The following is a 26,161-nucleotide window of genomic DNA, read 5'->3' as shown; positions in this document are numbered from 1 at the left end:
TCCGTGCAGTTCACAGGTGGTGGAAAGGTGGGCAGGTGGCAGCGAGTAAGACGGTCACGATGGACGAGGTCGGCGCTTTGCCGGTCTGGGTGGACCCGGCCACGGCCGGAGACCTGCTCGGCATGAGCCGAACGTTCGTCTACACACTGCTCGACGCCGATGCCTTCCCCGCACCGGCCTACAAGGTGGGTCGCCAGTGGCGCATCCCCACCGCGGGGATACTCGCCCACCTGGGCCTGCAGCCTCTCACCTGGGTCTGCTGCGGATGCGGTGCGCGCCGTGACCAGCACCAGGAGGTCGATCTTGGCCGCACATGAAGGCTCCACGTTCAAACGCTGCGGATGCCGCGACGACAACGGAAAACTCCTCGGGGTGCGGTGCGTGATGCTGCGCCGCCGCAGCGGCACCTGGAGCTCCACCCACGGCCGCTGGGGCTACCAGGTCGAACTGCCCCGCACCGCCCAGGGCGGCAGGCGCCAGGCCCGCCAGATCGGCCTGGCCTCACAAGAAGCCGCGCTGGAAGCACTCCAGCGGGTACGGGCTCTGCTCGACCTCGCGGGCCAGGAACAGGACGACCTGATCCAGGTCGCTGATCTCATCCAAGCCGAGATCAGGGCCCGCCGGCCCCTACCGGAGACAGGCGAGGTCAAACGCCGCCTCCACCTGGGTGTGGACCTACGAGCCGAAGTGCCTACCGTCCAGGAGTGGTTGGCCGAGTGGTTGAAGGACAAACCCGACCTGACCCGCAACACCCGCCGCTCCTACAGCAGCCACATCACCAACCACCTCGTCCCGCACCTGGGCAGGATCCGTCTGGACAAACTCCAGGCTCGCCACGTGGAGGCGATGTTCACCGCGATTGAGGAGGTCAACGAACGCATCATCGAGTGCCGCGAGGCCGGGGACTCCCAGGCGTGGGCGAAGCTGGAGCGCCGACGGGTGGTCTCACTGGCCACCAAACACCGCGTCCGCGCCACACTCCGCAGCGCCCTGTCAGACGCGGTACGCCGCCCCGACCTGCCGGTAACCTTCAACGCCGCCTCCCACGCCCGCCTGCCATCCTGTCCCAGGAAGAAACCCCTGGTCTGGACAGCCGACCGCATCAAACAGTGGGAGAAGAACGGCACCATCCCGGGGGAGGTGATGATCTGGACACCCGACCAGACCATCCGCTTCCTGGACCACGCCCGCAAATACACCTGGCTCTTCCCGCTCTTCCACCTCATCGCGGTCAAGGGCCTGAGGCGTGGCGAAGCCGTAGGGTTGCCGTGGGCGAACACGCGGCTGGTGGACGGAGAGATCGACATCCACACCCAGGTCGTCCAACTCGGCTGGGAAACCCACACCTGCACACCCAAGAGCACCGCCGGGGAACGCACCATCACCCTGGACGCGACCACCGTCCGGGTGCTGCGGACCTGGAAGCGCCACCAGCTCGAAGCCAAGATGGCCCTCGGAACCGAGTGGCCAGAAACCGGGCTGGTATTCACCCGTGAAGACGGCCGGGGTTGGCACCCGGCCCAGGTCACCGACTGGTTCCACCGCATCACCCGAGCCGCCGGACTGCCGCCCATCGCCCTACACGGGCTACGCCACGGGGCGGCGTCGATGAGTCTGGCCGCCGGGGTGGACGTCAAGGTCGTCTCTGCTGAGCTCGGGCACGCCACGACCCACTTCACCCAGGACACCTACCAAACGGTGTTCCCCGACGTGGCCAAAGCAGCAGCTGAGGCTACGGCGGCGATGTTGAAGCCCGCAGCCCATCGCGCCTGACCGAGGGCCCGTCGAGCCCCGCTGGGAACAAGACTGTCTACGGTCCCCAGCGGGGCCGCTTCGTGGTCAGTGCCCAGGTCCGAGGACCGGTCGCGGTGCGGGTAGACACCAACGGCTCCTGCAACGTCGCGCATGAGCCGGGTGGGGTGTGCTCGGTGATGGCTCGGGTGTTCGTCAGGAGCGTGTGTGCCTCCTGCTCGCCCGTCACCGCGTCGAGGTGCGACCTTGGCAGTTGGCCATGACCGGACGCCCCAAGCGCCCACGGCTGCGGTAGAGTTGTCGCGGCGACGGCCAGGGGTCAGGCTCCAGGTCGCACGCGCGGGCCTCTAGCTCAATTGGCAGAGCAACGGACTTTTAATCCGTGGGTTCAGGGTTCGAGCCCCTGGGGGCCTACCGTTTTTGCTAGGCTATTGATCTTTGAGGTGGGTGTTGACGGACGGGGATTCCTGTCGTGTCATAAGATATGGAGGCCCCTCAGAAGCCTCAAATCCCTGAAGAACGCCACGACCGTCGGATGTTCGCTGCTGCCCTGTTCGAGGTCGGCAAGCACTCCCAAGCCGAGATCGCTCGCGTGCTTGGTGTCTCGTGGCAAGCCGTCCACCACTGGCACAGCGCCTGGCCCCAGGGCGGTGCCAACGCGCTGGCCCCGGGCCAGCAGGGAGCTGACGCCCTGCTGGACCCCGAGCAGGAACGTGAGCTGGTCAGCCTGCTCCTCCAAGGCCCGGGCGCCCATGGCTGGGAGGACTAGCAGTGGACCCTGGCCCGGATCAATCGCCTGACCAAGGAGCGGCTCGGGCGTTGTTACGCGGATCTTTCCGGGGTGTGGCGGATGATAGACCGGCTTGGTTTGTCCTGGCAGGCGCCTGCGGTGCGGGCCGCTGAGAGGGATGAGGAGGACATCGCGGCTTGGCGCACCCAGGTGTGGCCGCGGGTCAAAAGAGGAAGCGCTCCGATTCGGGGTGTGGATCGTTTTCGCTGATGGGACTGGTGCGAGCACCGATCCTCCGGTGCGTCGGACGTGGGGCAGGCGTGGGCAGACCCCGCTGATCGCTGTGTCGCGCAAGCGGCGCCAGCGGATGAATGCCAGCGGCTGGCTGTGTGTCAACCACGCCGATGGGCGGGTGCGGCTGGTGTACGGGGCCCAACGCGATTCCATTACCCAACACGACCTGTCCGATCTGATCTGCAGGCTCCACTCTCAACTCAGGGCTCCAGTGGTGCTGGTGCGGGACAACCACTCCTCGCCTACCGCCCGCTGGGTGAGTCGGGAGCTGGCCGAGCAGGCCTGGTTGAGCGTGGTGCACCTGCCCAAGTAGCGCCTGAGCTGAATCCGGTCGAGACGCTGTGGTCACACCTGAAGGACCATCTGGCGTACCGGGCGTTTCGGAGCTTGGAGGAGCTGGAGCGGGTGATGGGGACCCATCTTCGCTCGGCCCAGAGAGAACTCAGGATCCTGCACGGATTCATCCGATAAGTCGAGATTGGATCCCGCCTCTACTCCGTTAAGAGCTTGTTCAAGGTTCAGTAGCAGTCTCCGTTGTTTGTTGAAGTGCGATTCGATCTGATCACTTTTAATTTCTCGCGCTCCTAAGTTTGAAGCATCCCTGGCTCCCACCAGAAGCGCGCCGCGCGACGACTCCCCTTCCATCCCAATCTTGGTCAACATTTTCCCTGGTTCCCCCAATAAGATCGAGCAAAAAACATTTTACAAGATTATCTGTGATATGACATGTCAAGATGGCATGGGCTCCTGTGGGTTGACACTTGTGATAGCATAGTTTTTGCATTTTTGATAAAACCCCCGTAAATAAGGAAAAAATGATCCCCCAGAGACGAAAGTTTTTTGCTGCTTCACTTGCAGGAATCGGCCTCGCTGGTTTTATGCAAGCAAACGTCCAAGCTTCCGAACTTGAAGGAGATCCTCTTGAGAATCTCCAAGTAGCCAGTATTAGCATGGAAGAGATTCAGCAGAGCACCTCTTCTGGGGTGGCGAGTCTCAGAAGTCAAAGCACAGAAGACTCCCCCGTGAATCAGTATCTCGAGAGCCAGGCACGCTCAGGGAACCTTGTTGATATCGAACAGGTAAATTCTGCGAAACTGATGGATCCACTGGAATCAGGGTCTATTGATCTTGTTTGGGTCGATGGGCTTTCTCCAGCTGAAGTCAATAGATCAGAGATTTCTCTGGGGGAAGATCAGAGTCAGAGTGGTCTTGGTGTAGCAATGGCACAGGACCAGGACCAGGACCAGGGAAGGGATATTAACCCAGGAAGAACTGGCATGGGTTATGAATCTGCAACCTCCAATGGAATGCGTCTACATGCTGACGACTGTTGGGGCGGATATTTTAATTCTTACTATGCCAGTGTGGCAGACAATGACCACAACATGGTGAGCTGCTATGAAAAGTGGGCCGAAAGCGGAACCCGTCAATGGGCTTATAATCGGTGGGGTATTTGGTCAAAGGCTAGCCCCCTGCTCGGTTCGGCCGCAACGATCGATCTCACGCTGAGGAGTCGGCCTTGGGAGGGAATGGAATCCCGTATCAGCAAGCTTAACAAGTGGGTTCCTACTTCTCCTTCAAGTCAGTGCAACCCTGGCGGAAGTTTTGACCTCACTTATTATGGTGCTGGCCTTAATGTTGATATCGATAACTGCGAAGATATGTCTGTTTTGCCGGAGATCGGTGAAAAATCCATGGGTATCGACTGGGATGGATCTTCTACCAGACAGCAGATGGCTTTGGACTTTGCCATGCACATAACGGCAACGAACGACACCATCATCCCCATGTTTGCCGACTACATGTGGGCAGAGGTTCGAAACTGTGGCGTAATTCCGTGCAATCCTACACAGATTCCGACGTATAAATATGTCCACACCGATAGCGGATGGTAAATAAAGTTGCCACTCGGTAAAAATACAGGGGTGCCTCGCAAAAATGGGGGCACCCCGCCCATTTTTCTTCTTATTTCTTCAATTGTATCAATTATCCTTTTGGTTTCTGTAGTGGCGTACATAAATATGCCAGAAGAAATTGATGAAAGTTTTCAGGATTCTTCTCAAGAAGTATTGGATCCGTGTAAAGACCCAACCCCAAAAGAAGATTGCTCATTTGTATCTACTAGTATAGGAGAATTCAGATATAGAATAATCCGTGGAACAGGCGATGTGGCAGCCGTAGTCGATGTAGGTGGACCTGGGTCATCAATCCTTTCTGGAGATGTCAACTTGAATGATTTGACTTCTTCCTTGTCGCTTCCAGAGGATTATAGTGTCATCTTTATTGAAGAGCCTTGGGTTCGCAAACCAACTTCTGATGAATGCAAAAGTGGCCTGAGCAATTTTTACATGAATTCACGAGATCCAGGCGGTCCGAATAAAGAGGAAGCCGATAACCTCGTCGAAGCATGCGAAATTCGAGCAGGTGGAGGAAACTGGGGATTCTCTTCCAATACATATTCGGAAGTTGTCGCAGCGATTGAAGAGTCTGAGTCGGTAAGCGTAAATGGGTTTCTTGGTTACTCTTTCGGCTCGGCTCGGCTTTCATATCTCGAAAATTGGGAATTTGATTGGGTTTCTCTAATCAGGCCTTTTCCGGTAGGGGCGAGTGGAACGAAACTTATGGAAAGTCGATCGAATCAAGTCGGAAATATCTATGAAAAAATTAAACACAATTCAGAAGAGGAGATCATCTCGAAGGATGCTCCCAGCAGGTCAATCGAAGTGGATGAGTTTGACTATCTATCAGCCGAGATTGCCGTAGGTTATCTAGATTCTGAGGATATATCTTCCTACTCTGGTCAATTGAACTCAAGATCAAATGATTATTTGGCTGGTCAATTGTCAGACTCTTTTTGGATGCGATACGGAGAGATGTCTATATCCCCAGGGTATCTTGCGTACCTCTCTGAGGTCTGCGCTGTATCTGATGGCTGGGAGCCGACTTCATACTCTGAGCACAGTCATATGTCGATTCTGGAAGGGATGCATTTGCCATGTTCGTCCATTGATAGCGAAGAAGGCGGGAAAAGCATCCTATCAATCAGTGCAGAAAATTTTTGTATCGTTGTAGCCGATGCTGATCCGCTAACGGAGCCTTGGCTTGTAAGAGATAGCTTTGGTTCAATTGAAAATGGAACATGGATTAATTCAGAAGAAGTGTCACACAGTTCTTCAGATGGAACTACGGAATGCTTGGATGCAGTAGTATCATAAAGGTGGGATTACTCATGAAATTCGTCTCGGGTATTTTTTGGGCCCTCTCTTCAATTAGTTTGCTTCTGGCAACTGGATGTTCATTTTTCAATCAAGAAGATTACCAGAGTTCGAGTGTTTCGACGAGTACTCTGGGTCCGTTTCCTGGAGATCACCGAAGAGGGCATTCATTGGTTGCAAGTGAATCATCCGTAATTGTTTGGGGAGGAAATACTGGAAGTCAGGATAATGCACTAAATGATGGTTTTATGTATGATCTCCAGAAATCAGAGTGGAGTCAAATTCCTGAAAGCGACATCAGGCCTCGATCTGGACACGTTGCCGTTATTTCTGAAAAAGAAATGATTGTATGGGGAGGATTTCTTGATGGGTTCGATGATGTTACCGGCGACCGGCTAGCTAGAGATGGGCATGCTTTTAATATCGAGGATCAAAGATGGAGAAAAATAGCAGATGCCCCTGAAGGGCGTAGCAATTCTGTTGCTAGGTACTCTCAGGGAAAACTAGTAGTTGGGGGTGGTTCTGGTCCGAATGGAAAAAACAAGGATCTTCTTATTTATTCAATCCTTGACGACGCATGGCAGGCTGTCCCCGTTGATTTTTTTGTTTATGAGATGGAAGAACTTGCTTCGGGGGACTTTTACCTACTAGGAATGAGCGATCATGGTGAAATGAGAGGAGCAGTATTTTCTTTGGAGGACCTCTCTGTGCAGGGAATTGAATTTGTAGATGCGGAAGATCAAAAAGTGCGAGCCCTTGGGTCGACTGTATCAAGCGACGGAGATTTGCTAATAATTTCCCAAGATGGCCACAATAGCCTACTTACTTATAATGGTAATTTTTTGGAATATGAGGTGGAACGCTTTGGAGTAAGGAATATCTATGGTTTTGCTGAATATCGTCGGGCCCCACTTGATGTGGGTGGTCTTTATGAACTGGATCAAAACATTCTTATCTCTGCTTCAGGTGCAGGAGTTAGTGTCTTTGAGGTTCAGGAGAATGAGGTAAATCATTTTAACGTTTCTGTCGAAAAAGGAAATTGCGGAAACGGGGTTGAATTGGTGAAAACTGGCTTTGGAATTTTTGCCGTTGGGGGTCTGGGCTGTTCTGAGGATGAAGATTATGGTTTCTTGCTTGAGTCAGCTTGATAGGTGAAATTTTAGCTCCTCCTCTTGCTGTGGTTTGCGTTAGATTTATTAGGTTGGAGGATGGATCTCCAGCCTGGTGTGGGTTAGGAAGAAGCGTGAGAGTCGGTCGTTTTCGCAGGTGCGGTTGATACCTCGTTCTGCTGCTTCGGTGACGTTGGCCAGCTTCCGCGTCTTGATCGCTGACCACAGCATCTCCACAGGATTGAGTTCGGGGGCATAGGCGGGCAGCCGCTCCAGGGTGAGCCAGTCCTGGGCATCAGCCCAGGTGCGCATGGCCCGGCTCCTATGCGCGGAAAGCTCGTCCCGGACCAGCACCACTTGTTCACCCTCGTAGAAGGCCTTGAGCTGCTCCAGCGCCGCGATCAAATCGTCGGTGTTGTAACTGCCCGGGCGCAGGTCGAAGCACAACCGGGCACCGCGTTCGGCCTCGGTGGCGTGGTAGTCCAAGACGGCGGCCAGCGAAGCCCGCTTCCATTCCAACCGATACCGCAGGGTCGGGGCGCGGCCGCGAGGTGCGTAAGTTCGGCGCACCTGAGGTAGCAGAGATACGCCTGATTCGTAGCTACTCATGGGCCACCCACCGGGCGATCTCGGATTCACCGCGCTCCACCGCTTTGCGCTGGGTTCGTTGCAGGCTCCACCCCAACCGCCCGGTGAGCAGCCGCCATGCCGAGGCCTGTGACAGGCACACCCCCGTGTGCTGTTCGGCGACCCGGCCCACACGCTCCAGGGTCCATAGAACGGAGGCGCGCCCTTGGGTCAGGGCGCCCCCTCCAGAGCGACACGGATCTGTTCGACTTGCTCGTCGGTGAGTTTGCGGGGGCGGACGGTGGGCGGATGGTGGCGTAGCGCGGCCACACCGCCCTGCTCCATCTGCCGCTGCCATCGCCGCACGCTCTCGGATGTGACTCCGAGCATGCGCGCGACCTGGGCTTGGGGGCGGCCTTGGTCCAGGATTTCGACCGCGCGTATCCGTCGGGCTTCGGCCAGTTGCGGGCCAGTCCGCGGCGGAACAGCTTCGGGGGTATCGGGTGCAGCTCGGAGGGGCACGCCGCCATGCTCAAACGACCGAACGCTTCATGCCCACACAACTAACGAAGAACACAGTAGGTTCTCGTGGACCTCGAGACACGGGCGAGGCTGGCGAGCGCACATGGAGCGAAACCAAGGTGGAATGGGTGCCCGATTTGTGCAATGCACCTGCTCTGAACTGCGGGTTTGTAGCGACTAAGCGGTGTGATCACGCTTATTAAAAGTCCGCTGCTCTGCCAGTTGAGCTAAGGCCCCACGACGGCTCTGGGCTCGTCGCCGGGACAACTCTACCGCAGCCGTACGGGCTCTGGTCGGCTGGACGGGTCGGGAGGGGTCCACCGTTCGGTGGATGCCGGGATCGGCCGGATCCTTGGCGAATCGGGGCTGGACGGGCGATTCGCTCCACAGGGCGGACGACCAGGCTTGTGGGCATGGCGATCATCGAGGTGCACGAGCTCGGCAAGGGATACGACGGCCACACGGTCCTGGACCGGATCTCCTTCTCCGTGGCGGAGGGCGAGGTCTTCGGGATCCTCGGCCCCAACGGTGCGGGCAAGACCACCGCCGTCGAGTGCGTGGAGGGCCTGCGCCGGCCCGACTCGGGGACGGTCCGGGTGCTCGGGCTCGACCCGTTCCGACAGGGGCCGGAACTGCGCGAGCACATCGGCGTCCAGCTCCAGCACACCCAGCTCCCCGAGACCATCAAGGCCTGGGAGGCTCTCGACCTCTACGCCTCGTTCTACGACAGCCCCCGCGACTGGCGGGCGCTGCTGGAGCAGTGGGACCTCGCGGACAAGCGGAACACGCGGTTCGCGAAACTCTCCGGGGGGCAGAAACAGCGCCTGTTCATCGCGCTGGCCCTGGTCGGGAACCCGAAGGTCACGTTTCTCGACGAGCTCACCGCCGGGCTCGACCCCCAGGCCCGCCGTGCCACCTGGGAACTGGTCAAGCGGATCCGCGCCGAGGGTGTGACCGTGGTCCTGGTCAGCCACTTCATGGACGAGGCCGAGGAACTGTGCGACCGGGTCGCGGTCCTCGACCGGGGCCGCATCGTCGCCGTCGACAGTCCGGCCGGACTGATCGACGGTGTCGACACCGAGTACCGGATGACCTTCCGGCTCATGGACGCGAACGGACCCGATCCGGGCGACCTCCTGGGGAACCTCGACGAGGTGGCCTCGGTATCCCGCACCGGCGACCTGGTCGTCGTGTCCGGGCGGGGCGACTTCGCGACCGCCGTCACCGCCTGCCTGGCCCGCGAGCGTGTTCTCGTTTCCGATCTGCGCATCGACAAGCGCACCCTGGACGACGCCTTCATCGCCCTGACCGGACGCTCCCTCCAGGCCTGACCCCGCAACGGTCGCGACTGCCGCTCCGAGAATCATGAGGAACCGCCGTGAAGACGCTCACCAAACTCACCACCGTCGAGACCAAGCTGCTCGTCCGCGAACCCGGAGCCGTGTTCTCCCTGCTCATTCCCCTTTTCATCCTCGTCGTCTTCGGCGGTTCGATAACGGAGGGCGACACCGTCCTCCTACCGATCGCGGTGACGCTGGCGGTCGGTATGGTCGGCCTCTACCTACTCCCCACCACCCTGGCGACCTATCGGGAGCGGGGCATCCTGCGCAGGCTCTCGGTGACTCCGGTAAGCCCGGGCAACCTGCTCACCGTGCAGCTCCTGCTCCAACTGGTCCTCACCGTGGCCGCGGTCTCCGTGCTGCTCGCGGTCGGGGTCGGTTTCCTCGGCGCCCACACGCCCCGGGCCCCGCACTTCCTGATGACCTGTCTGTTCGGCACCGCCGCGATGTTCTCCGTCGGCCTTCTCATCGCGGCGCTCGCCCCCAACGGGCGGTCCGCCAACGGCTTCGGTGTGCTCCTCTTCTTCCCGTTGGCCTACCTGGGCGGACTCATGCAGCCCGTCGAGCACATGCCCGATATCCTTGCGCTCGCCGGTGGGTATACGCCGATGGGCGCCCTCCGGCAGAGCCTCCACAACGTCTGGAGCGGCGCGGGCCCCACACCGCTGTCCCTGCTCACCATGGCCGTGTACGCAGTGGTCATCAGCCTCGTCGCAGCCAGGTTCTTCCGCTGGGAGTGAGTATGGGGACGGTGCCGGAGCACGACCTGGGCCTGCGGGAGGAACGGCTGCGCCGTCTCACCGCCTCCGTTCCCTACGCCCTCCTGGCGGTCTCCACCGGTCTGACCCTGGCCACCCACGGCCCTCTCTGGCCGCGGCACGCGGAGACCCTCGGCCTCGCCGTCGTCGCGGCGGCCCTCATGTGGACGATGACCGGCCTGAAGCCGAGGTGGGCCTCCCGGCCGGGGCTGATGCCCGCCTTCGTGGCCGCCCTGGTGGTGATGATCGCCGTACTCAGTACCCGGAGCGTCTGGTTCGCGGGATTCTTCGGTTTCACCGGCTACATCTACTCCTGGCAGTTCCTCCGGGGCCCGTGGCGGCTCCTGGGGGTGGCCGCGACAGCTGCCGTCACCATCACCGCCTATATGGGTGGACCCCCCGACCCTACGCCCTCCTCGGTCCTCCTCCACCTGTTCTTCGCCGCCGCCGTGGTCGTCCTGGTCGTGGTTTTCAGCCAGCTCGGCGAGATCACCGAGGAGCGCAGTGACGAGCGCAGGCGGATGGTGGAGCGGCTGCGGGAGACCATTCGGGAGAACGAGGGCCTGCATGCCCAGCTGCTGGTCCAGGCCCGGGAGGCCGGGGTGCACGACGAGCGCGAGCGCTTGGCCCGGGAGATCCACGACACCCTGGCCCAGGGGTTCGTCGGCATCATCACCCAGCTCCAGGCGGCCCAGCGGGCTGAGGCCCGGCCCGGTGAGGAGAGCCGAGCCGGGGCCGCGGAAGCCGTCGACGGGGACCGTGCCGAGTGGCGGCTGAGGGTCGCCAACGCCACCCGCCTGGCCCGCGAGAACCTGGTCGAGGCGCGCAGGTCCGTGCACGCCCTGGGCCCGGCGCCCCTGGCGGCGGCTCCGCTGCCCGACGCCCTGGCCGACCTCACGGCCGAGTGGTCGCGGCTCCACGGGGTACGCGCCGAGTTCACCGCGACCGGTCCGGCCCGGCCCCTGCACGGCGAGGTCGAGGCGGCTCTGCTCCGGACCCTCCAGGAGTCCCTGACCAACGTGTCGAGACACGCCCGGGCCGACCGGGTGGGGGTGACGCTGTCCTACATGGAGGATCTGGTGGCCCTGGACGTGCGTGACGACGGCGCGGGGTTCGAGACGGGTCCTGGATGGGGGGCGTCGGTCTCCGAGCCGCCCGGCGAACCCGCCGGCGGACCCGAATCCACGGCCTCCGCCTGCGGCGACGGACCGAACGGCGGGTTCGGCCTGACGTCGATGCGGCAGCGTGTGACCCGCCTGGCGGGCACACTGGAGATCGAGTCCGAGCCCGGTGCCGGAACCGCGGTCTCCGTGACCGTCCCCGCCTTCCTGAAGGAGGACCCCGGTGAGCGAAGCCCCCGTCCGCGTCCTGGTCACCGATGACCACCCCGTGGTCCGTGACGGTATCCGCGGCATGCTCGAGGCGGAGCCGGGGCTCGAGGTGGTGGGGGAGGCCGCCGACGGCGCCCGTGCCGTGGAACTCGCGCGGGCCCTGGAGCCCGACGTGGTCCTCATGGACCTGCGTATGCCGGGGACGGGAGGGGTGGCGGCCATCCGGGAGCTCACGGGGTCGGGCCTCCCGCTTCGGGTCCTGGTACTGACCACCTACACCACCGACAGCGACGTCGGCCCGGCCATCGAGGCCGGTGCGACGGGGTACCTGCTCAAGGACGCGCACCCCGATGAGCTGGTCCGTGCCGTCCGCATGGCCGCGCGCGGCGAGACCGTGCTCTCCCCCGCGGTGGCGACCCGTCTGGTCGGCCGGGTCCGCGAGCCCGTAGCGGCCCTCAGCGAGCGTGAGTCGGAGATCCTCCGGCTCATCGCGGAAGGGTCCACCAACCGGGAGGCGGCGGCCCGCCTGTTCATCAGCGAGGCCACGGTCAAGACCCACGTCCTGCACATCTACGCCAAGCTGGACGTCAACGACCGGGCGGCCGCGGTCGCGGCGGGGTTCCGGCGGGGACTGCTGCGGTCGGGCGAGGAGTGACCCACGGGGCCCGGCCGCCGGGACCAACGGGGCGCCCTGCTGAGCCGGGTCATCTGTGTCCCGTTCTTCCTTTCCCCGATCACCCGCTCTCCATCTCCGGGAGGAGACCCGGTCGGAGGTCCCGGCCGGTTGGACGACACGCCCGGGATGACGGCCCGTCCCGGTGAAGCGGGGTCCTTCCGCTGCGCCATGAAAAAATACACGTTGAGAAACATTGCACGGCATGAAATTATTGATCGTGTAAGGGGAGGACCCATGGGGCTGAGGGAACGCAAGAAACTGGCCACCCGCCGCGCACTACAGGGCGCTGCGGTACGGCTCACGCTGGAGCACGGCCTGGAGAACGTGACGGTGGAGGCGATCTCGGCCGCCGCCGACGTCTCCGCCAGGACCTTCTTCAACTACTTCGCGACCAAGGAGGACGCGCTCCTCGGGGACGTCCCCGTCGCCCCGGACGAGGAGGCGCGCGGGGAGTTCGTGGCCGGCGGGCCCACCGGCGTGTTCGCGGAGGACCTCGTCGTCCTGCTGGTGGCCTCCCTGGTCACCTCCGGCGACCTCGCCACCCAGCGCGCCGACACCGCGCTGCGCAAACAGCTCATGGACCGCGAACCCCAGCTCCTGCCCGGGTTGCTCACCCGCTTCCACAACGTCGAACAGGGCCTGGCCGGGGCGATCGCCGAACGCTCGGACGCCCCCGCCGACGACGCGCGCTCCGAACTGGCTGCGGCGGCCGCGATGTCCGCCGTACGCCACGCCATAAAGCGAGTCCCCTACGGGAGCGGCGAGGGGATCGACGAGCTGCACGGTCGGCTCAGTGAGTCGCTGCGGATGCTGGGCGAGGTCTTCGCGCCCGAGACGGACGCCTGACCCCGACCCGTCACCCGCGGGAACGGTGGGGTGCCCGATCTCCCGAGCCGCACCCGCCACAAGGTGTGCCGTACGCCTCAGGAACGCCGTGGGCCCGTGAACCGTCAGACCCCCTACGGGGTTCCGCGACCCCGTGCCCGGCCTCCCCGGGGAGTCGGGGAAGGAAGTCAGGGGCCGCCCAGGGCTGTCCCCGATGGGAATCGTCGTCGGCTGCGGGCAAGGTGGAGGTATGAACGAGAAATTCGGAAGCAAGCGACTCCAGCGCAGTGAATCCGACCGCTTCCTGACCGGTGTCTGCGGGGGCATCGCCGCCTACACGGGTCTGGACTCCACCATCATCCGGATCGTCTTCGTCGTCCTGACCCTGCTGGGCTTCTCCGGGATTCCGATCTACATCCTGGCCTGGCTGCTGATGCCCGCCGAGAGCGAGCGGCGTTCGCTGCTGGAGCAGATCATCCGCAACTTCCAGGGAAAGGGGAGCGAGAACTGATGTGGAGCCTGCGAGCACACCCGGACTGGGAGCGGCGCGAGCTGCGCGCCCAGCGGGAGGAACGCGAGACCGAGGAGTCCCGCGAGCAGCACGTGGAACACGGCGTCGAGTGCTGACCGGACGGGACGTCCGGCAGGGCGCGACGGGCAGTGGCGGGGACCGGGCCCGGACGAGGGCTGGACGGGCCCGGCCCGCTGACGGCAGGATCGGCCCGATCGCCTAGGAGGCCGACTCCGACTCGGTCTCCTCCATGCGCGCGGAGACCTCCCCGGACATCCGGGACCACGGGACGGCGAGGGCGATCGCGGAGAGCAGGGCGAGCAGGCCCGCCCCGACGATGACCGTGCTCGTGTCAGTGATCTCCACGAAGTAGCTGGACAGCAGGATGCCGACGCCCTGCGCGGCCTGGAGCCCCGAGGCGACCAGGCCGAAGGCCAGACCGCGGCCCTCCTTGGGCACACACAGGACGAAGGCCGCGTTGGCCACGAACTGGTAGGAACCCGCGGCCCCGCACAGGGCCAGCGCAGTGATCATCATCCACAACGGCATCTGGAAGACCCAGAGCAGCAGTGGCACACAGGTCAGGACCGCGAGTGGGCCGAGCAGCCTGATCCTGGTCGGCGGCGGGACCAGCCGGGTCAGCGTCAGCCCGCCGACGAGTGCACCGATCGCCTGACCGGCCATGATGAACCCGGCCGCCGCGGGCCCGGCGCCCGCTTCGGCGGCCATGGGGTTGGCCAGCCCGTAGGGAACCGAGTACAGGCCCGCGAGCCAGGCGAGCAGGGCGAGGGTGCGCAGCCTGGGGTCACCGAAGACGAGTTTGGCGCCGCCGGTGGTCATCGCCACGAGCCCGGGCCGTTTCTCTCCGGTCTGCTCCCTGAGCGGGGTGGGCCGTGCCCTGACTCCGAACCGCAGGATCAGCGCGGACAGGACGAAGAGCATGCCCGTCGACATCAGGGTGGTGTGGGGGCCGACGAACGTGACGATCACGCCGCCCGCGATCAGCCCGAGGAGCATCCCGACCTGTGTGGTCAGGTGAAGGATCGCGGTGCTCGCCACGTAGCGCTCGCCCTGGACGATCTGGCTCAGCAGGGCCGCCCTGGCGGAGGCGAACGGGATCGACGGCAGGATCGACAGGAACAGCAGGATCCAGACCAGCCAGACCGGTATGCCGGGGATTCCCACGCTGGCGATGACGACCGCCCGGATCACGTCGCAGGCGACCATGACCCGGCGCCGGGGCAGGATGTCGGCGAGCCCCGAGAACAGGGGGCCGGCGAGGATCGGGGGCAGGAATGTCACGGCCAGCGTGATTCCCGCGGCGAAGGCCGAATCCGTCAGCTGGTAGACCAGGACACTCGCCGTGATGTTCAGCAGGTTGGTGCCGATCATCGACAGGGCGTGGGCCAGCCACATGGAGCGGAACTCACCGATCGCCATGACGTCGCGGTAACTACTGCGCCATTTGTTGTCCTGCGTCGCGGAGGATTCGTGGTCTCCGTTGTCAGGGGATTTGTCGAGGCTCGGATTGCCCACCCGGCACTCCCTTACTTTCACAGGGGGTGGAATCACGCTGTGTCGTGTTCCCATGACCAACGGTTCCGGAAGTGGGCTTCGATGACAAGTCGTTTGGACTAATTCGTGTCTGATTCGTTGCTCCCAGTAATGCTCTCCTCTGCGCTTCCTCGAGCCCTCGGGTTTGGGTATTCGGATTGTTTTCCCAGGTGGTTCCGGTCGGGAAGAAGAATTTTTCGGGCGCCTGGCGTGCCGGGTGGTCGAGATGCGTCGTTACACGCAGACACGGCGTCGCCAAAGCGGAACCCCGTCCCAAGGGGTCATTTTTATGGGATCAGCGGATGAATTCTGGCTGAATGTCGCCCTGGGTGAACGCGAAGGAGTCCACGGGCGCACCCGTACCGGTTCGGCAGCCGGGGTGCGGGGCGGGGGCCGTACGGGCCCCGGGGCCGGTGGTTCGGGGCCGCGCCGTCGGGTCAGCCCCAGCCGAGTTCGGTGAGCCGGGAGTCGTCGATCCCGAAGTGGTGGGCGATCTCGTGCACGACGGTGACGAGCACCTCGTCGACCACCTGCTCCGGGGACCGGCAGATCGCGCAGATGTTGCGCCGGTAGATGAAGATCTGGTCCGGCAGCACTCCGAAGTAGGAGTCGCCCCGCTCGGTCAGGGGGATCCCCTCGTACAGGCCGAGCAGGCCCTCCTGGGACTCGTCCTCGACCGTGATCACCACGTTGTCCATGAGCTGGGCCAGCTCCGGTGGGATCTGGTCCAGGGCGTCGGCCACCAGTTCCTCGAAGTCCCCGCGTGTCAGTTCAACCACACCTGCCATTGTGCTGCCTTCCCGGAGCGTCGAGGAAGAGACATAACACTCTGGATGGGAGGAAGCATTGGGAACAGCTCCAGTCAACGGCATGATGGGGGTTGTGTTGTCTTGGGGAGAGATCCGTGCCTACGACTACCGTGAAGCCTTCGGCCGGTTCCGGGGAGTCCTCCGCCGCTGGCGTGCCGGGCGTGTCTGGCGCTGGAGCTGCGTCCTCTTCGCGGGTCTGGTCGGGGGCTGGCTCGGACTGGCCCTCGGCGGCCAGGTGGTCACGCCGATCGGCCCCGCCGACGTCACCTTCGCCCTGAGCCCGCAGTGGCACGGTGAGACGGTCGTCAACGTCGCCCCGCTGGGACAGTTGGCCTTCGACACCCATGCGGCGCCGCTGAAACTCGAGGCGACCATCACCGACATCAGGCTGGCCGCGGCAGAGGAGATGTTCTCCGACCCCGACGCCATCAACCGGATGGCCGCGGGCATCGGCTCCGACCTCACCAGCGGAGTGACCGCGCTCCTGCTGCGCTCCCTGCTCGCGGCGGCCGTGGGCGCGATCGTGATGGGCCTCCTGCTGTTCCGCAGCGGTTGGCGCGCCCTGGCCAGCGGGGTCACCTCGTTGCTCGTCCTGGTGTCCTTCGGCGGGCTGGCCGGGCTCACCTTCAACCCGAGCGCGATCGCGGAGCCGCGCTACACCGGACTCATCGCGGGCGCCCCCCAGGTGGTGGGCAGCGCCGACGACGTGGTCAGCCGGTTCAGCGAGTACCAGGAGCAGCTCGCCGGCCTGGTCGGCAACGTGTCCATGATCTACGAGGCGACCTCGACGCTGCCGGTCTACGACGAGGACGAGTCGGTCATCCGCGTCCTGCACGTGTCCGACATCCAGCTCAACCCGGCCTCGTGGAGCATCATCAGCACCCTCCGGGAGCAGTACGGCGCGGACGTGGTCGTGGACTCCGGCGACCTGACCGACCGCGGCAGCGCGGCGGAGGACGTCTTCGCCGACGAGATCGGCAAGCTGGACGTGCCCTACGTGTGGGTGCGCGGCCAGCACGACTCCATGGGCACCCAACGCGCTGTGGAGTCCCAGCCCAACACCGTGGTCCTGGACGGGGACGTCGAGGAGGTCGGCGGGCTGACCTTCTACGGGGCCGGGGACCCCCGGTTCACCCCGGACGCGACCCGCCTCAACCCCGACGAGGCGGGGGTGGCCGCCCTGGGTGAGGAACAGGCGGCGTCCGTCGCGGGCGGCGACGCGGAGGTGGATGTCGCGGTCCTGCACACGCGCACCCAGGCGGAGCCGTTCGACGGTGTGGTTCCGCTGGTGCTGGCGGGGAACGAGCACCTGCGCTCCACGGAACTGACCGAGCTGGGCACCAGGTTCCTCGTTCAGGGGTCCACTGGCGGCGCCGGGTTGAGTGGGCTGGATCACGGCCCAGGTCGCCCCACCCCGTACCAGGCCTCGGTCCTGTACTTCGACGCCGAAACCGGCCGCCTCCAGGCGCGCGACGACATCGACCTCGGCGGTATCGGACTCACGTCCGCGCAGGTCGAGCGGCATATCGAGGAGGATCCGCAGCGTCCGGTCGGTGAAGCGGGCGAGGAGTCCGAGGAGTCGGGGGAACCGGAGGAGGAGGCCTCCGAGACGGAGGGCGAGCAGTAGCCCTCGCGTTCCCGCAGGTCGTGAAGGTTTCGCCCGACTCGGGCCATCACTTTGGCGTTGGTGGGAATCTCCCCTATGCTTGGGCTGTCTACACGGGCCCCCATCGTCTAGCGGCCCAGGACGCCGCCCTTTCAAGGCGGTAGCGCGGGTTCGAATCCCGTTGGGGGTACGAAGCGGTCAGAGCACTGTCGGACATCTGGCAGAATGAGAACCGCAGCAACACACCGGGCCGGTACAGCCGGGTGTGAAAACTGAACAAGGTCCTGTGGAGCAGTTAGGAGTGCTCGCCACCCTGTCAAGGTGGAGGCCGCGGGTTCAAATCCCGTCAGGACCGCAAGCGTCGTCGAGGAAATCGGCGCCGCGGCTAGGTAGCTCAGTTGGTACGAGCGTCCGCCTGAAAAGCGGAAGGTCGGCGGTTCGACCCCGCCCCTAGCCACAACACACAGACATGCAAAAAGGCCCCGCCACCTGCGAAAACAGATGGCGGGGCCTTTTCGTGCGCCGGTGCCCGGTGGCAGGTCCCGGTGGGTGCCTACGGCCAATACGCGTCCACGTGCGCCACCCGAAAGACTCTGCCGGAATGTTCCGCGCTGCTTTCCCGCCAACTCCGGGTCACGCCCGGCGGGCCGTGAGCGACGGTCCCGCGTGGCACCGGGACCCGGGAACCACCGTGTTGCATCATCGGCTCTGATCGATCGTGACTGGCAGGGGGCGCCGGTCACGGCCCGCAGAGCCGAACACGAACGGGGGAGCCGTGGCCACGTTGCTGACAAAAGGCACGGTGTGGGACGGGGTGGCGGACGCCCCACTGGGGGTCCGGGACGTCCTGGTCGAGGACGGCCGCATCACCCGGGTGGCGGAGAACATCCCTCCGCCCGACGGAGCCGAGGTGGTGGACCTGTCGGGCCGTACCGTGACACCCGGTTTCATGGACTGTCACACGCATGTCACCATCACCCCGGACCTGATGTCCTCGCTCCTGCTCTCCTCCGCCGCAGGTGCGCTGCGGGCCGTACCGGTCCTGCGGACGATGCTGCTGAACGGGTTCACCACCGTGCGCGACCTGATGAGCGCCGATCCCGGGTTCGGCGTGGTCGCCCTGCGCGACTCGGTCGCACAGGGGGTCATCGACGGTCCGCGGATGCTCGTCGCCCCGCACCTGCTCTCCGCCCGCGGCGGACACGGCGACTTCTCCGCGGCGGTCTCGCCCGACCTCCAGAGGTGGCCCTCCCCGCTGGAACTGGCCGCCGCGGACGGACCCGACGAGATCCGCACCGCTGTGCGCAGGGAGATCCGGGGCGGCGCCGACTGGATCAAGTTCGGTGCGACCGGCGGTTTCTCCAGCCCCTCCGACGACCCCGCGCACTGCACCTACACCCAGGAGGAGATGGAGGTCCTGGTCGCGACCGCGCGTGACCTCGGCCGCCCGGCGACACCGCACTGCTACGGGGACGAGGGTGTGCGGCGCGCGGTGCGGGCCGGAGTGCGCAGCATCGACCACGGCAACCTCGCCTCCGGTGACACGCTGCGGATGATGGCGGACGAGGGGGTCTTCCTGGTCCCCACCCAGTTCACGATCACCGATGACGCGCGCAGGGTGGACGACGACGCGTACTGGGCGGACAAACCCGCGGGTAAGCGCGACAAGTTCCGCAGGTACGGCAGGGCCCTGCTCGACTGCGCCGAGCACGTCGCGAACAGCGGGGTCGAGATCGCCTTCGGAACGGACGCGGGGATGTTCCCGCACGCGGAGAACTGGCGGGAGTTCCCGGCGATGGTCTCCAACGGGATCACGCCCGCACGGGCACTGCGGGCGGCTACCAGCGTGGCGGCCCGGATGCTCGGCCTCGACGACCTCGGGGTGATCGCGACCGGGAAGGTCGCCGACCTCATCGCGATGCCTGGCGACCCGTTCACCCGTATCGAGGTGACCGGCCAGGTGGACTTCGTGATGAAGGAGGGCCGCGTGTACAAGCGCCCCCAGCGGGAAGGGCAGCCGAACCCGTAACCTCTCGCGGTGGGGTCAGGCAGCGTGTCCGCTGGCCTTCGACGCGCGACGGAGCACGGTGGGAGACGTGGTGAAGAACCCGGTGGAACTGGTCGGTGCCCAGGTCACATGTACTTCCTTCGACTACCAGGTCCGGATCTCCTTCACCGGCCACAGTCCCGACGGCCGTGTCCGCATCGACGTCGAGCTCGTCATCGAAACCGCGTTGTCCGTGACGGACGCCGGTGGCAGCCGGGTCGTCCTGGAGCCGGGAACCGGTACCTCTCTGGCGCCGCTGCTCGGTCTGTTCGGCAGGACTGTCACCAGAACCGGGGTCGCCGACTGCGGTGCCCTGCGCCTGGAGTTCGACGACGGCACCGGGCTGGGTGTGGCCCCGGACCCGGACTGCGAATCGTGGAGCCTCACCGGTTTCGGGCCCGAGCCCGTCCTGGTGGGCCCTGGCGGGCAGGGGGAGACATGCGGGGAACCGGGGTGCCCGGTCGGTGCGCCTTCGTAGGACGCCGGTCCCGGACCCGCCGGGTGTGAACGGGCCCGCCCGCCGTCAGTACGTCTGGGACCAGCTGACGCCGTGCCAGCTCACGTGGCGGTCGGTGTGGTCGGAGTCCTTCGTGCACCAGTAGGTGGCTCCGTCGCGCAGGAGGAACCGGTCGCAGGCGATCCCGGCGGTGCGGTCCTCGGCGAGGACGCGCAGCAGGTGTTCGGAGTCCTCGGGGAGACGGTCCCCGGGCCCGCCGAAGCCCTCCATGCCGTACAGGAGGCGTTCCTGCCGGGTGCGGTGCCGTGTGCGCCTGTCCGGGACCAGCCCGATCACCAGGGCGGTGGCGTTGTCGGTGCTCTCCGCCTCGCGGGCGGCGTCCACCAGGACCCGGACGAGGACGTCGGGGTCGTGGGCGTGGTCGGTGACGAGTTCGGCCAGCAGCCGCTCGTCGACGTGGTCGTGGATGCCGTCGCAGGTGAACAGGACGAGGTCTGCGGCGGGCGCGGTGGCGGTCCCCACGCTTCCGGGGGCGGCGGTGGCCACGGAGGCGGTGACGGTGTGGTCGCAGCTCCGCGCCAGGTGGTCCGACACCCGTAGGTCGCGCATCTCCTGGCCGCGGGTGTGGTCGCGGGTGTGCTGGCGCAGCCCTTCGCCGGGGCTCCAGGTCCAGACCCGGCAGTCACCCACCCATGCGATGTCCACGGGCTCGTCGGGGGAGTCCTGGCGGGCGTGCGCCATCACACAGTCGGCCCCCGGGTGGGCCCGGGTGATCGCCCGGGCCGCGGCAAGAACGGCGTCCGCGGCCCCGCCCGGAGCCGCGGTGGCGGTGTCGGCGGCCAACTGCGCGGCCTCCCGGGTGCCGGGGTGGGCGCCGAACCCGTCCGCCACGGCGGCCCGCCATCCCCCGGTGGCGGGTTCGACCCGGTGCGAGCAGGCGTCCTGTTGGCTCGGCCTGGGGCCCTGGTCGGTGTCGGTGGCGATGACGGGGGAACTCATGCGCTCTCCTTCGGCCGGGTCGTGCGGGGCCGCACCCATAGACGTTGGGACCTGGGGAGATGCCCGGGACCGGGGGGTTGGTTCGCTCGGGCAGGTCACGAACGGGGCGCGGGTGGGCAGCCGCCGGTGCGCACCGTGAACCCCGGAGCCCGTCGGAGCGCATCGACGAGGCGCCCGGAGCACGGGACTGACACGGGGACGAACCAAAGCGCCACGGCCGGTATCTGTCCCTGTGTCCTCTCCCGACCATCGCAGGAGGTCGTTCCTTGTCGCGAAACAGTCATGACAGGCCCAGCGAGATCGAACTGCTTCGGCAGCGGTTGCTCCGACTCGAGGCCAGGGCGTACCGGCAGGAAGCGGACGCTCCCCGGGAACGCGCCCGGGCAGCGGCGTTCGCCGCCGGCGCGGTCGCCCTGTTCCTCTCGATGGCGCTGCCGTGGGTCCGTGACGGGGGAGGCCTCCGTTTCGTGGACGACGGCGTGGTCAGTTCGAGTTCGCTGAACGGTTACGCCACGGGCTGGGATCTGTTCGGGGCCGCAGCGCGGGAGGTCCACTGGCCGTTCGCACTCGCCTTCGTGGTGCTCCTGCTTCTGTTGCTTTTCTCGTTGGGTTGCTTCAAAGAGCCGTCCAAGGGCGTGCTGGTGACGACCGTTGTCCTGTGCGTCCTGACCCCGGCCCTGTGTCTTCTCGGCTGGTTCCCGTCGTTGGGCGCTGCGGAGGACTCCATGGGTTCCGGGGTGTTCGTCATGCTCATGGCGTGTGTGGTGATCGGGTCGTGCGCCCGCGGCATGATCACCGACGGCCGCTTCGACTCGTAGGTCTCCAGCCCTTCTGTCCGTGAGGATGCCTGGTTCGTCCGGTAGTGTCCGTTGGCGTGAACCACGCGACGGCTGCTGACGGAACCCGCCTCTGGTACGACGTCCACGGGGCCGGGGACCCGCTGCTGCTCATCCACGGCCAGTCCCTCGACCACGAGATGTGGGAGGGGGTGTACGAGGACCTCGCCGAACGCCACCGGGTGGTACGCGTGGACCTGCGCGGATCCGGCGGCAGCGACGCCCCCGTCGAACGGGCGTACAGCATGGAGCTGCTCGCCGGGGACGCCCTCGCGGTCCTGGACGACCTCGGTGTCGGGCGCGCGCACGTCTACGGCTTCTCGATGGGCGGCAAGGTCGCCCAGACCCTCGTCTCGATCGCTCCCGAACGGGTCGGCGCCCTGGTCCTGGGGTCCACCGCGCCCGGCGGGGACAACGAGGTCGAGCGCCCCCGGCACGCGTCCCTCGCCCTGCGCCGGGCCAGCAGTGCGCAGGGGCGCGAGCTGATCGCGCCCCTCTTCTACACGCCGGGGTGGGCGGCCGCGCACCCGGAGACGGTCACCCGGATCCTGCCCCGCAACCCGCTGCGTGCCCAGCGCCGGCACTACGAGGCCAGCCTCGGGTACGACGGCTGGGACCTGCTGCCCCGGCTCCGGGTGCCGACGCTGGTCGTGCACGGCGAGGACGACGAGCTCACCCCGGTGGGCAACGCCGGGCTGCTCGCTGAGCGGATCCCCGGCGCCGAGCTGCTGGTCCTGCCCGGCGTCCGCCACGGCTACCTGCACGAGGCGGCGCCCAAGGCGACCGAGGCGGCCCTGGCCTTTCTCGCCCGGAACCCGCTCAACGCGCCCTAGGGCCGCGCGTCCTTCGCCCCCGCGTCCACGGCCCGCCGGACGAGGCCGGCCGCGCGGGGGAGCAGGGAGAGTTCTCCCGCGCTGAGGTTGGGGTCGTCCCCGCGCAGGGCCACCGCCTCGTCGACCAGGCGGGCAGGGTCGCCCGTGACGTGTCCGACGTAGTGCGGCAGGCAGGCCCCGGCCAGTTCGGCCAGGGGCGTCAGGGCGCTCTCCGAGACCACGGCCAGCAGCAGCGCGGTCACCGCCAGGTCCAGGTCCGGGTCGCCGTCGCGGGCGTTGGTCCAGTCGATCACCACCGGGCCCTCCGGGGTGAGGACCACGTTGCCCGGGTGCAGGTCCATGTGCAGGAGGCGGCCTGCACCGGAGCGGGGCGGGAGCGCGTGGAGCCGTCCGTGCAGCTCCGCCAGAGTCCGGGCCGTCTCCTCGGGGCCCAGCTCGCCGTTCAGGCCCGCGTCGAGCGCCGTGGGCCCGTACAGCCGCTCCATCTCCAGTTCGGCCCCCTCCGCCCGGTACACGCCGGGCACGGGGAAGCCGTGCCCCGCCGCGTGCGCCATGGCCGCGGCCTCGGGCGCGGTGTCCTGGGGGCCCCGGTACCGGCGCAGCACCCGGTGTTCGTCGAGGGCGAACACGTCCGCGTCGCGCCCGGCGGCGAGGGGGGAGGTCACGGCGACTCCTGATCCTGTTGTTCGGGGGACCGCCAGGGTCTCAGATCGGGGGCGGGAAGTCCGTGCGGAGCCTGTCGAGCTGGCGGCGGTCCTTCTTTGTGGGCCGCCCCGCGCCGCGGTCCCGGCGGATCACCGGGGCGGCCTGCGGCGGCTGCGCCGGGGTGCGGTCGACGTAGCAGCGGGCCGCGACCGGCGCCCCGACCCTCTTGACGATGATGTGGCTCACGTCGACGATGCGGGTGGTGCCGTGCAGCCGGACCCTGACCTTGTCGCCGACCCTGACCGCCATGGCCGGTTTGGCCGGGCGGTCGTTGACGCGCACGTGCCCGCCGCGGCAGGCCTGGGCGGCGTCGGCGCGGGTCTTGGTGAGGCGTACCGCCCACAGCCAACGGTCGACCCGCGTGGAGTCCGGGCCGGAGGGAAGAGGGGCGGACGAGTCACTCACACCGGGGTCCTCTCGTGGTTTCGGGTGCGTTCTGAGCCACTCTAGGTCGGCCGCGGTACGAAGCGCTCCAAAGTCGCGCTAGAGTTGTACACGCAACGAGGTCCTGTGGAGCAGTTAGGAGTGCTCGCCACCCTGTCAAGGTGGAGGCCGCGGGTTCAAATCCCGTCAGGACCGCATCATCGAAGGCCCGGTGTCCCAGACACCGGGCCTTCGGCGTTGTCGGGGAGAACGAGGGGGACGGTTGTGAGCTACCGGTACGCCACCGAGCGTACGGACCACTCGGCACTGGCGAGCGGACAGGTGTTGCGGTCCGCGCCCGGATACCCGGGCTTCCCCGTGAGACTTGCGAGCGAACTCCTCCAGCGGGCGATGGTGCACGCCGAGGGGGAACGGGTGCGCCTGTGGGACCCCTGCTGCGGCAGCGGGTACCTGGTGACCGTCCTGGGACTGCTGCACCGCGACCGGCTGACGCACGTGCGCGCCACGGACGTGGACGAGGACGCGGTGGGCATCGCCGCGCGCAACCTGGAGCTGCTGACGGCGGAGGGGCTCGCCGAGCGGGAGCGGGAGCTGCGCCGTTCGGCCCGCGACTTCGGCCGGGTGGCGTTCGTGGAACGTGCCGGGTCCGCGCGCGACCTGGCCGCCGGACTGGCCGCGATGGGCGGGGACCTCCCGCATGACTCCGCTGTGGCCGACGTGTTCGGGTTGACCGATCCGGTCGACGCCGACCTGGTGGTCACCGACGTCCCTTACGGCGAGATGACCCACTGGGAGGGCGGGGTCCCGGAGGGGGGCCCGATCCGGGGGCTGCTCGCCTCGATGGGCCGTGTCCTGTCCCCGCACGCGGTGGTGGTGGTGACGGCGCGTACGCGCCGGGTGGCGCTGCCGGAGGGTATCCGCGCGCTGGAGCGGGTCAGGGTCGGCAACCGGTCGGCGGCCCTGGTCCGTGCCCGGGACCTCGCCTTCGCCCTGTGAACCGCCCCCGCCCCGGCGGGACCGCCCCGGCGGGACCGCTCTCAGCCCGCGTCGCGAAAGGCGCGTGAGGTGTACAGGGCCACAACCAGGGCGAGCACGGCCAGCAGGACGAAGCCCAGCGTGTAGGCGCCGGTGGCCTGGTAGACCACGCCCAGGAGCAGCGGCGGGAAGTAACCGCCGAGGCCGCCCGCGGCGCCGACCAGGCCGGTGACCGTACCCACCCGCGAGGGGTCCACGAGTTCGGCGACCAGGGTGAACACCGAGCCGGTCCCCAGACCCAGGGAGAGCGCGATCAGTACGAAGGCCAGCCCGGCGGGGAACTCCGCGGGCGGGTGCAGCGCCAGCACGACGGCGAAGGCGCAGGTGCCGAAGAACGAGATCAGGCAGACCCGCACCGGTCCGATCCGGTCCGACAGGACGCCGCCGACCGGGCGGGCCACGACCGCGGCCACGGCGAACCCGGCGGTGCGCAGGCCCGCGTCGGTCTGGGTGAACGCGTAGGCGGTGGTCAACAGGGTCGGCAGGTAGGTGGAGAAGGCCACGAAACCGCCGAAGACCAGTGCGTACAGCGCGGACGCCTGCCAGGTCGCCTTCAGCCCGAGCGCCTCGCGCATGCGCGGCAGGACGGGCTCGGTCCGGGGCCGCCACGCGGGCGAGTTCCGGGCGTGCAGCCACATCAGGGCGGCCATCGCGGCCAGCGCCGCGCACATCAGCAGGTGGGTGGTGAAGACGCCCAGGCCCTCGACCAGGCGCGGGGTCAGGAAGGCCGACAGCGCCGTACCGCCCATCCCCGCGCCGAACACGCCGGTGGCGAACCCGCGCCGTTCGGCCCGGTACCAGGCGTTGACGAACGGGACGCCGACCGCGAACGAGGTGCCCGCTATCCCGAGGAAGAAGCCCCAGAGCAGCAGCATCCCGTACGAGGAGGCGGAGACCCCCACCAGGAAGGTGGGGACGATGCTGAGGAGGCAGACGGCGGTGAACATCACCCGGCCGCCGTAGCGGTCGGTGAGCGCGCCCACCGGGATGCGTCCGAGGGAACCCACCAGCACCGGGAAGGCCACCAGGACCGACGTCTGGGTCGGTGTCAGATCCAGGTTGTCGCTGTAGGTCCGCGAAAGCGGGCCGATCAGGTTCCAGGCCCAGAAGGTCAGCGCGAACGCCGCCGTCGCGAGGGCGAGGTTGCCGCCCGCCGTTCCGGAACGGGCCGTCCGCTCCCCGGTTTCCGCACGCATGAGGGCTCCTTCGTCTCTCGGTTCACGGGGATTGTCACCCGAAGCGGTGTGGGAAACGTGACATCCGTGC

At 66.1% G+C, this 26,161-nt stretch carries 29 protein-coding genes and 5 tRNA genes; 25 read left to right on the top strand and 9 right to left on the bottom strand.

Going from position 1 to position 26,161, the window contains the following annotated elements; genetic code table 11:
* Positions 1-35: 35 nt before the first annotated feature.
* From IE195_RS02165 to IE195_RS02125, 9 genes are all read left to right on the top strand, one after another.
* On the top strand, positions 36-317 hold the full coding sequence (locus IE195_RS02165; RefSeq protein WP_229826049.1) for a helix-turn-helix domain-containing protein: 282 nt from the start codon (positions 36-38) through the stop codon (positions 315-317).
* The gene (locus IE195_RS02160) at positions 304-1,773 is read left to right on the top strand and encodes a tyrosine-type recombinase/integrase (protein ID WP_191267507.1); all 1,470 of its coding nucleotides are present in this window, start codon (positions 304-306) and stop codon (positions 1,771-1,773) included. The genes IE195_RS02165 and IE195_RS02160 overlap by 14 nt, the downstream gene beginning before the upstream one ends.
* Before the next feature lie 320 nt (positions 1,774-2,093).
* Positions 2,094-2,166: transfer RNA gene (locus IE195_RS02155), tRNA-Lys, on the top strand.
* Positions 2,167-2,287: 121 nt separating this feature from the next.
* Positions 2,288-2,521: a helix-turn-helix domain-containing protein gene (locus IE195_RS02150; protein WP_191267506.1), complete on the top strand. Its 234-nt coding sequence runs from the start codon at positions 2,288-2,290 to the stop codon at positions 2,519-2,521.
* 9 nt (positions 2,522-2,530) lie between these two features.
* Complete coding sequence (locus IE195_RS26650; RefSeq protein WP_191268045.1) at positions 2,531-2,752, top strand: helix-turn-helix domain-containing protein; 222 nt, start codon at positions 2,531-2,533, stop codon at positions 2,750-2,752.
* Positions 2,661-3,089, top strand: coding sequence for a transposase (locus IE195_RS02140; protein WP_225942563.1), 429 nt, complete (start codon positions 2,661-2,663; stop codon positions 3,087-3,089). Before IE195_RS26650 ends, IE195_RS02140 begins: the two co-directional genes overlap by 92 nt.
* 502 nt (positions 3,090-3,591) lie before the next feature.
* Entirely contained in the window at positions 3,592-4,671 is a 1,080-nt protein-coding gene (locus tag IE195_RS02135; protein ID WP_191267505.1) for a hypothetical protein, read from the top strand.
* A gap of 30 nt (positions 4,672-4,701) precedes the next feature.
* Complete coding sequence (locus tag IE195_RS02130; protein ID WP_191267504.1) at positions 4,702-5,991, top strand: hypothetical protein; 1,290 nt, start codon at positions 4,702-4,704, stop codon at positions 5,989-5,991.
* 14 nt (positions 5,992-6,005) lie between these two features.
* Entirely contained in the window at positions 6,006-7,139 is a 1,134-nt protein-coding gene (locus tag IE195_RS02125; protein ID WP_191267503.1) for a Kelch repeat-containing protein, read from the top strand.
* Between the two features lie 48 nt (positions 7,140-7,187).
* On the opposite strand, the gene IE195_RS02120 is transcribed toward IE195_RS02125, so the two are convergent.
* The 3 genes from IE195_RS02120 to IE195_RS02110 are packed head-to-tail and all read right to left on the bottom strand — an operon-like array spanning position 7,188 to position 8,189.
* Complete coding sequence (locus tag IE195_RS02120) at positions 7,188-7,709, bottom strand: transposase (RefSeq protein WP_191267502.1); 522 nt, start codon at positions 7,707-7,709, stop codon at positions 7,188-7,190.
* The gene (locus IE195_RS02115; RefSeq protein WP_225943654.1) at positions 7,702-7,869 is read right to left on the bottom strand and encodes a winged helix-turn-helix domain-containing protein; all 168 of its coding nucleotides are present in this window, start codon (positions 7,867-7,869) and stop codon (positions 7,702-7,704) included. The genes IE195_RS02120 and IE195_RS02115 overlap by 8 nt, the downstream gene beginning before the upstream one ends.
* A 29-nt stretch (positions 7,870-7,898) precedes the next feature.
* Positions 7,899-8,189, bottom strand: coding sequence for a helix-turn-helix domain-containing protein (locus tag IE195_RS02110; RefSeq protein ID WP_191267497.1), 291 nt, complete (start codon positions 8,187-8,189; stop codon positions 7,899-7,901).
* Between the two features lie 413 nt (positions 8,190-8,602).
* On the opposite strand from IE195_RS02110, the gene IE195_RS02105 reads away from it, so the two are divergent.
* From IE195_RS02105 to IE195_RS02080, 6 genes are all read left to right on the top strand, one after another.
* Complete coding sequence (locus tag IE195_RS02105; protein ID WP_191267495.1) at positions 8,603-9,520, top strand: ABC transporter ATP-binding protein; 918 nt, start codon at positions 8,603-8,605, stop codon at positions 9,518-9,520.
* 47 nt (positions 9,521-9,567) lie between these two features.
* On the top strand, positions 9,568-10,269 hold the full coding sequence (locus tag IE195_RS02100; RefSeq protein ID WP_191267494.1) for an ABC transporter permease: 702 nt from the start codon (positions 9,568-9,570) through the stop codon (positions 10,267-10,269).
* A 2-nt stretch (positions 10,270-10,271) separates the two neighbouring features.
* Entirely contained in the window at positions 10,272-11,669 is a 1,398-nt protein-coding gene (locus tag IE195_RS02095; RefSeq protein ID WP_191267493.1) for a sensor histidine kinase, read from the top strand.
* Positions 11,632-12,273 carry a response regulator gene (locus IE195_RS02090; RefSeq protein WP_191267492.1) on the top strand — a complete coding sequence of 214 codons (642 nt, stop codon included), beginning with the start codon at positions 11,632-11,634 and terminating at the stop codon, positions 12,271-12,273. The genes IE195_RS02095 and IE195_RS02090 overlap by 38 nt, the downstream gene beginning before the upstream one ends.
* Before the next feature lie 255 nt (positions 12,274-12,528).
* Positions 12,529-13,140 carry a TetR/AcrR family transcriptional regulator gene (locus IE195_RS02085; protein ID WP_191267491.1) on the top strand — a complete coding sequence of 204 codons (612 nt, stop codon included), beginning with the start codon at positions 12,529-12,531 and terminating at the stop codon, positions 13,138-13,140.
* A 229-nt stretch (positions 13,141-13,369) separates the two neighbouring features.
* Positions 13,370-13,630, top strand: coding sequence for a PspC domain-containing protein (locus IE195_RS02080; protein ID WP_191267488.1), 261 nt, complete (start codon positions 13,370-13,372; stop codon positions 13,628-13,630).
* Between the two features lie 219 nt (positions 13,631-13,849).
* On the opposite strand, the gene IE195_RS02075 is transcribed toward IE195_RS02080, so the two are convergent.
* Positions 13,850-15,166 (bottom strand): MFS transporter, encoded by a 1,317-nt coding sequence (locus tag IE195_RS02075; RefSeq protein ID WP_191267486.1) that lies wholly within the window; start codon positions 15,164-15,166, stop codon positions 13,850-13,852.
* Between the two features lie 455 nt (positions 15,167-15,621).
* The gene (locus IE195_RS02070; protein WP_191267484.1) at positions 15,622-15,972 is read right to left on the bottom strand and encodes a metallopeptidase family protein; all 351 of its coding nucleotides are present in this window, start codon (positions 15,970-15,972) and stop codon (positions 15,622-15,624) included.
* An 85-nt stretch (positions 15,973-16,057) separates the two neighbouring features.
* On the opposite strand from IE195_RS02070, the gene IE195_RS02065 reads away from it, so the two are divergent.
* From IE195_RS02065 to IE195_RS02040, 6 genes are all read left to right on the top strand, one after another.
* Positions 16,058-17,620: a metallophosphoesterase family protein gene (locus IE195_RS02065; protein ID WP_373295629.1), complete on the top strand. Its 1,563-nt coding sequence runs from the start codon at positions 16,058-16,060 to the stop codon at positions 17,618-17,620.
* 96 nt (positions 17,621-17,716) lie between these two features.
* Positions 17,717-17,789: transfer RNA gene (locus IE195_RS02060), tRNA-Glu, on the top strand.
* A 90-nt stretch (positions 17,790-17,879) separates the two neighbouring features.
* A tRNA-Asp gene (locus IE195_RS02055) sits at positions 17,880-17,954 on the top strand.
* A 28-nt stretch (positions 17,955-17,982) separates the two neighbouring features.
* Positions 17,983-18,056 (top strand) — tRNA-Phe (locus IE195_RS02050).
* A 318-nt stretch (positions 18,057-18,374) separates the two neighbouring features.
* Positions 18,375-19,628, top strand: a complete 1,254-nt coding sequence (locus IE195_RS02045) for an amidohydrolase family protein (protein ID WP_191267482.1) — start codon at positions 18,375-18,377, stop codon at positions 19,626-19,628.
* 67 nt (positions 19,629-19,695) lie between these two features.
* A complete protein-coding gene (locus IE195_RS02040; protein ID WP_229826048.1) occupies positions 19,696-20,124 on the top strand; it encodes a DUF6188 family protein in 429 nt (142 codons plus the stop codon).
* Positions 20,125-20,169: 45 nt separating this feature from the next.
* Here IE195_RS02040 and IE195_RS02035 read toward each other — a convergent pair whose 3' ends face one another.
* A complete protein-coding gene (locus tag IE195_RS02035) occupies positions 20,170-21,102 on the bottom strand; it encodes a PP2C family protein-serine/threonine phosphatase (protein WP_191267478.1) in 933 nt (310 codons plus the stop codon).
* Between the two features lie 266 nt (positions 21,103-21,368).
* Here IE195_RS02035 and IE195_RS02030 point away from each other — a divergent pair, with 266 nt between their 5' ends.
* A complete protein-coding gene (locus IE195_RS02030; RefSeq protein ID WP_191267473.1) occupies positions 21,369-21,920 on the top strand; it encodes a hypothetical protein in 552 nt (183 codons plus the stop codon).
* Between the two features lie 56 nt (positions 21,921-21,976).
* Positions 21,977-22,771 (top strand): alpha/beta fold hydrolase, encoded by a 795-nt coding sequence (locus IE195_RS02025; protein ID WP_191267469.1) that lies wholly within the window; start codon positions 21,977-21,979, stop codon positions 22,769-22,771.
* Here the strand turns inward: IE195_RS02025 and IE195_RS02020 are convergent.
* Together IE195_RS02020 and IE195_RS02015 are read right to left on the bottom strand one after the other, a co-directional pair.
* The gene (locus tag IE195_RS02020) at positions 22,768-23,436 is read right to left on the bottom strand and encodes a phosphotransferase (RefSeq protein WP_191267467.1); all 669 of its coding nucleotides are present in this window, start codon (positions 23,434-23,436) and stop codon (positions 22,768-22,770) included. The two genes, IE195_RS02025 and IE195_RS02020, sit on opposite strands and share 4 nt — an antisense overlap.
* A 40-nt stretch (positions 23,437-23,476) precedes the next feature.
* Entirely contained in the window at positions 23,477-23,881 is a 405-nt protein-coding gene (locus tag IE195_RS02015) for an RNA-binding S4 domain-containing protein (protein WP_191267464.1), read from the bottom strand.
* Positions 23,882-23,980: 99 nt separating this feature from the next.
* Here IE195_RS02015 and IE195_RS02010 point away from each other — a divergent pair.
* Both IE195_RS02010 and IE195_RS02005 read left to right on the top strand, forming a co-directional pair.
* A tRNA-Asp gene (locus IE195_RS02010) sits at positions 23,981-24,055 on the top strand.
* Positions 24,056-24,124: 69 nt separating this feature from the next.
* Positions 24,125-24,856, top strand: coding sequence for an rRNA methyltransferase (locus IE195_RS02005; protein WP_191267460.1), 732 nt, complete (start codon positions 24,125-24,127; stop codon positions 24,854-24,856).
* Positions 24,857-24,897: 41 nt separating this feature from the next.
* Here the strand turns inward: IE195_RS02005 and IE195_RS02000 are convergent, their stop codons facing one another.
* The gene (locus IE195_RS02000; RefSeq protein WP_191267455.1) at positions 24,898-26,091 is read right to left on the bottom strand and encodes an MFS transporter; all 1,194 of its coding nucleotides are present in this window, start codon (positions 26,089-26,091) and stop codon (positions 24,898-24,900) included.
* Between the last annotated feature and the right edge of the window lie 70 nt (positions 26,092-26,161).

Source organism: Nocardiopsis terrae, assembly GCF_014651695.1.
Taxonomy (GTDB): domain Bacteria; phylum Actinomycetota; class Actinomycetes; order Streptosporangiales; family Streptosporangiaceae; genus Nocardiopsis; species Nocardiopsis terrae.
This window is presented reverse-complemented; position numbering and strand designations above follow the sequence as displayed.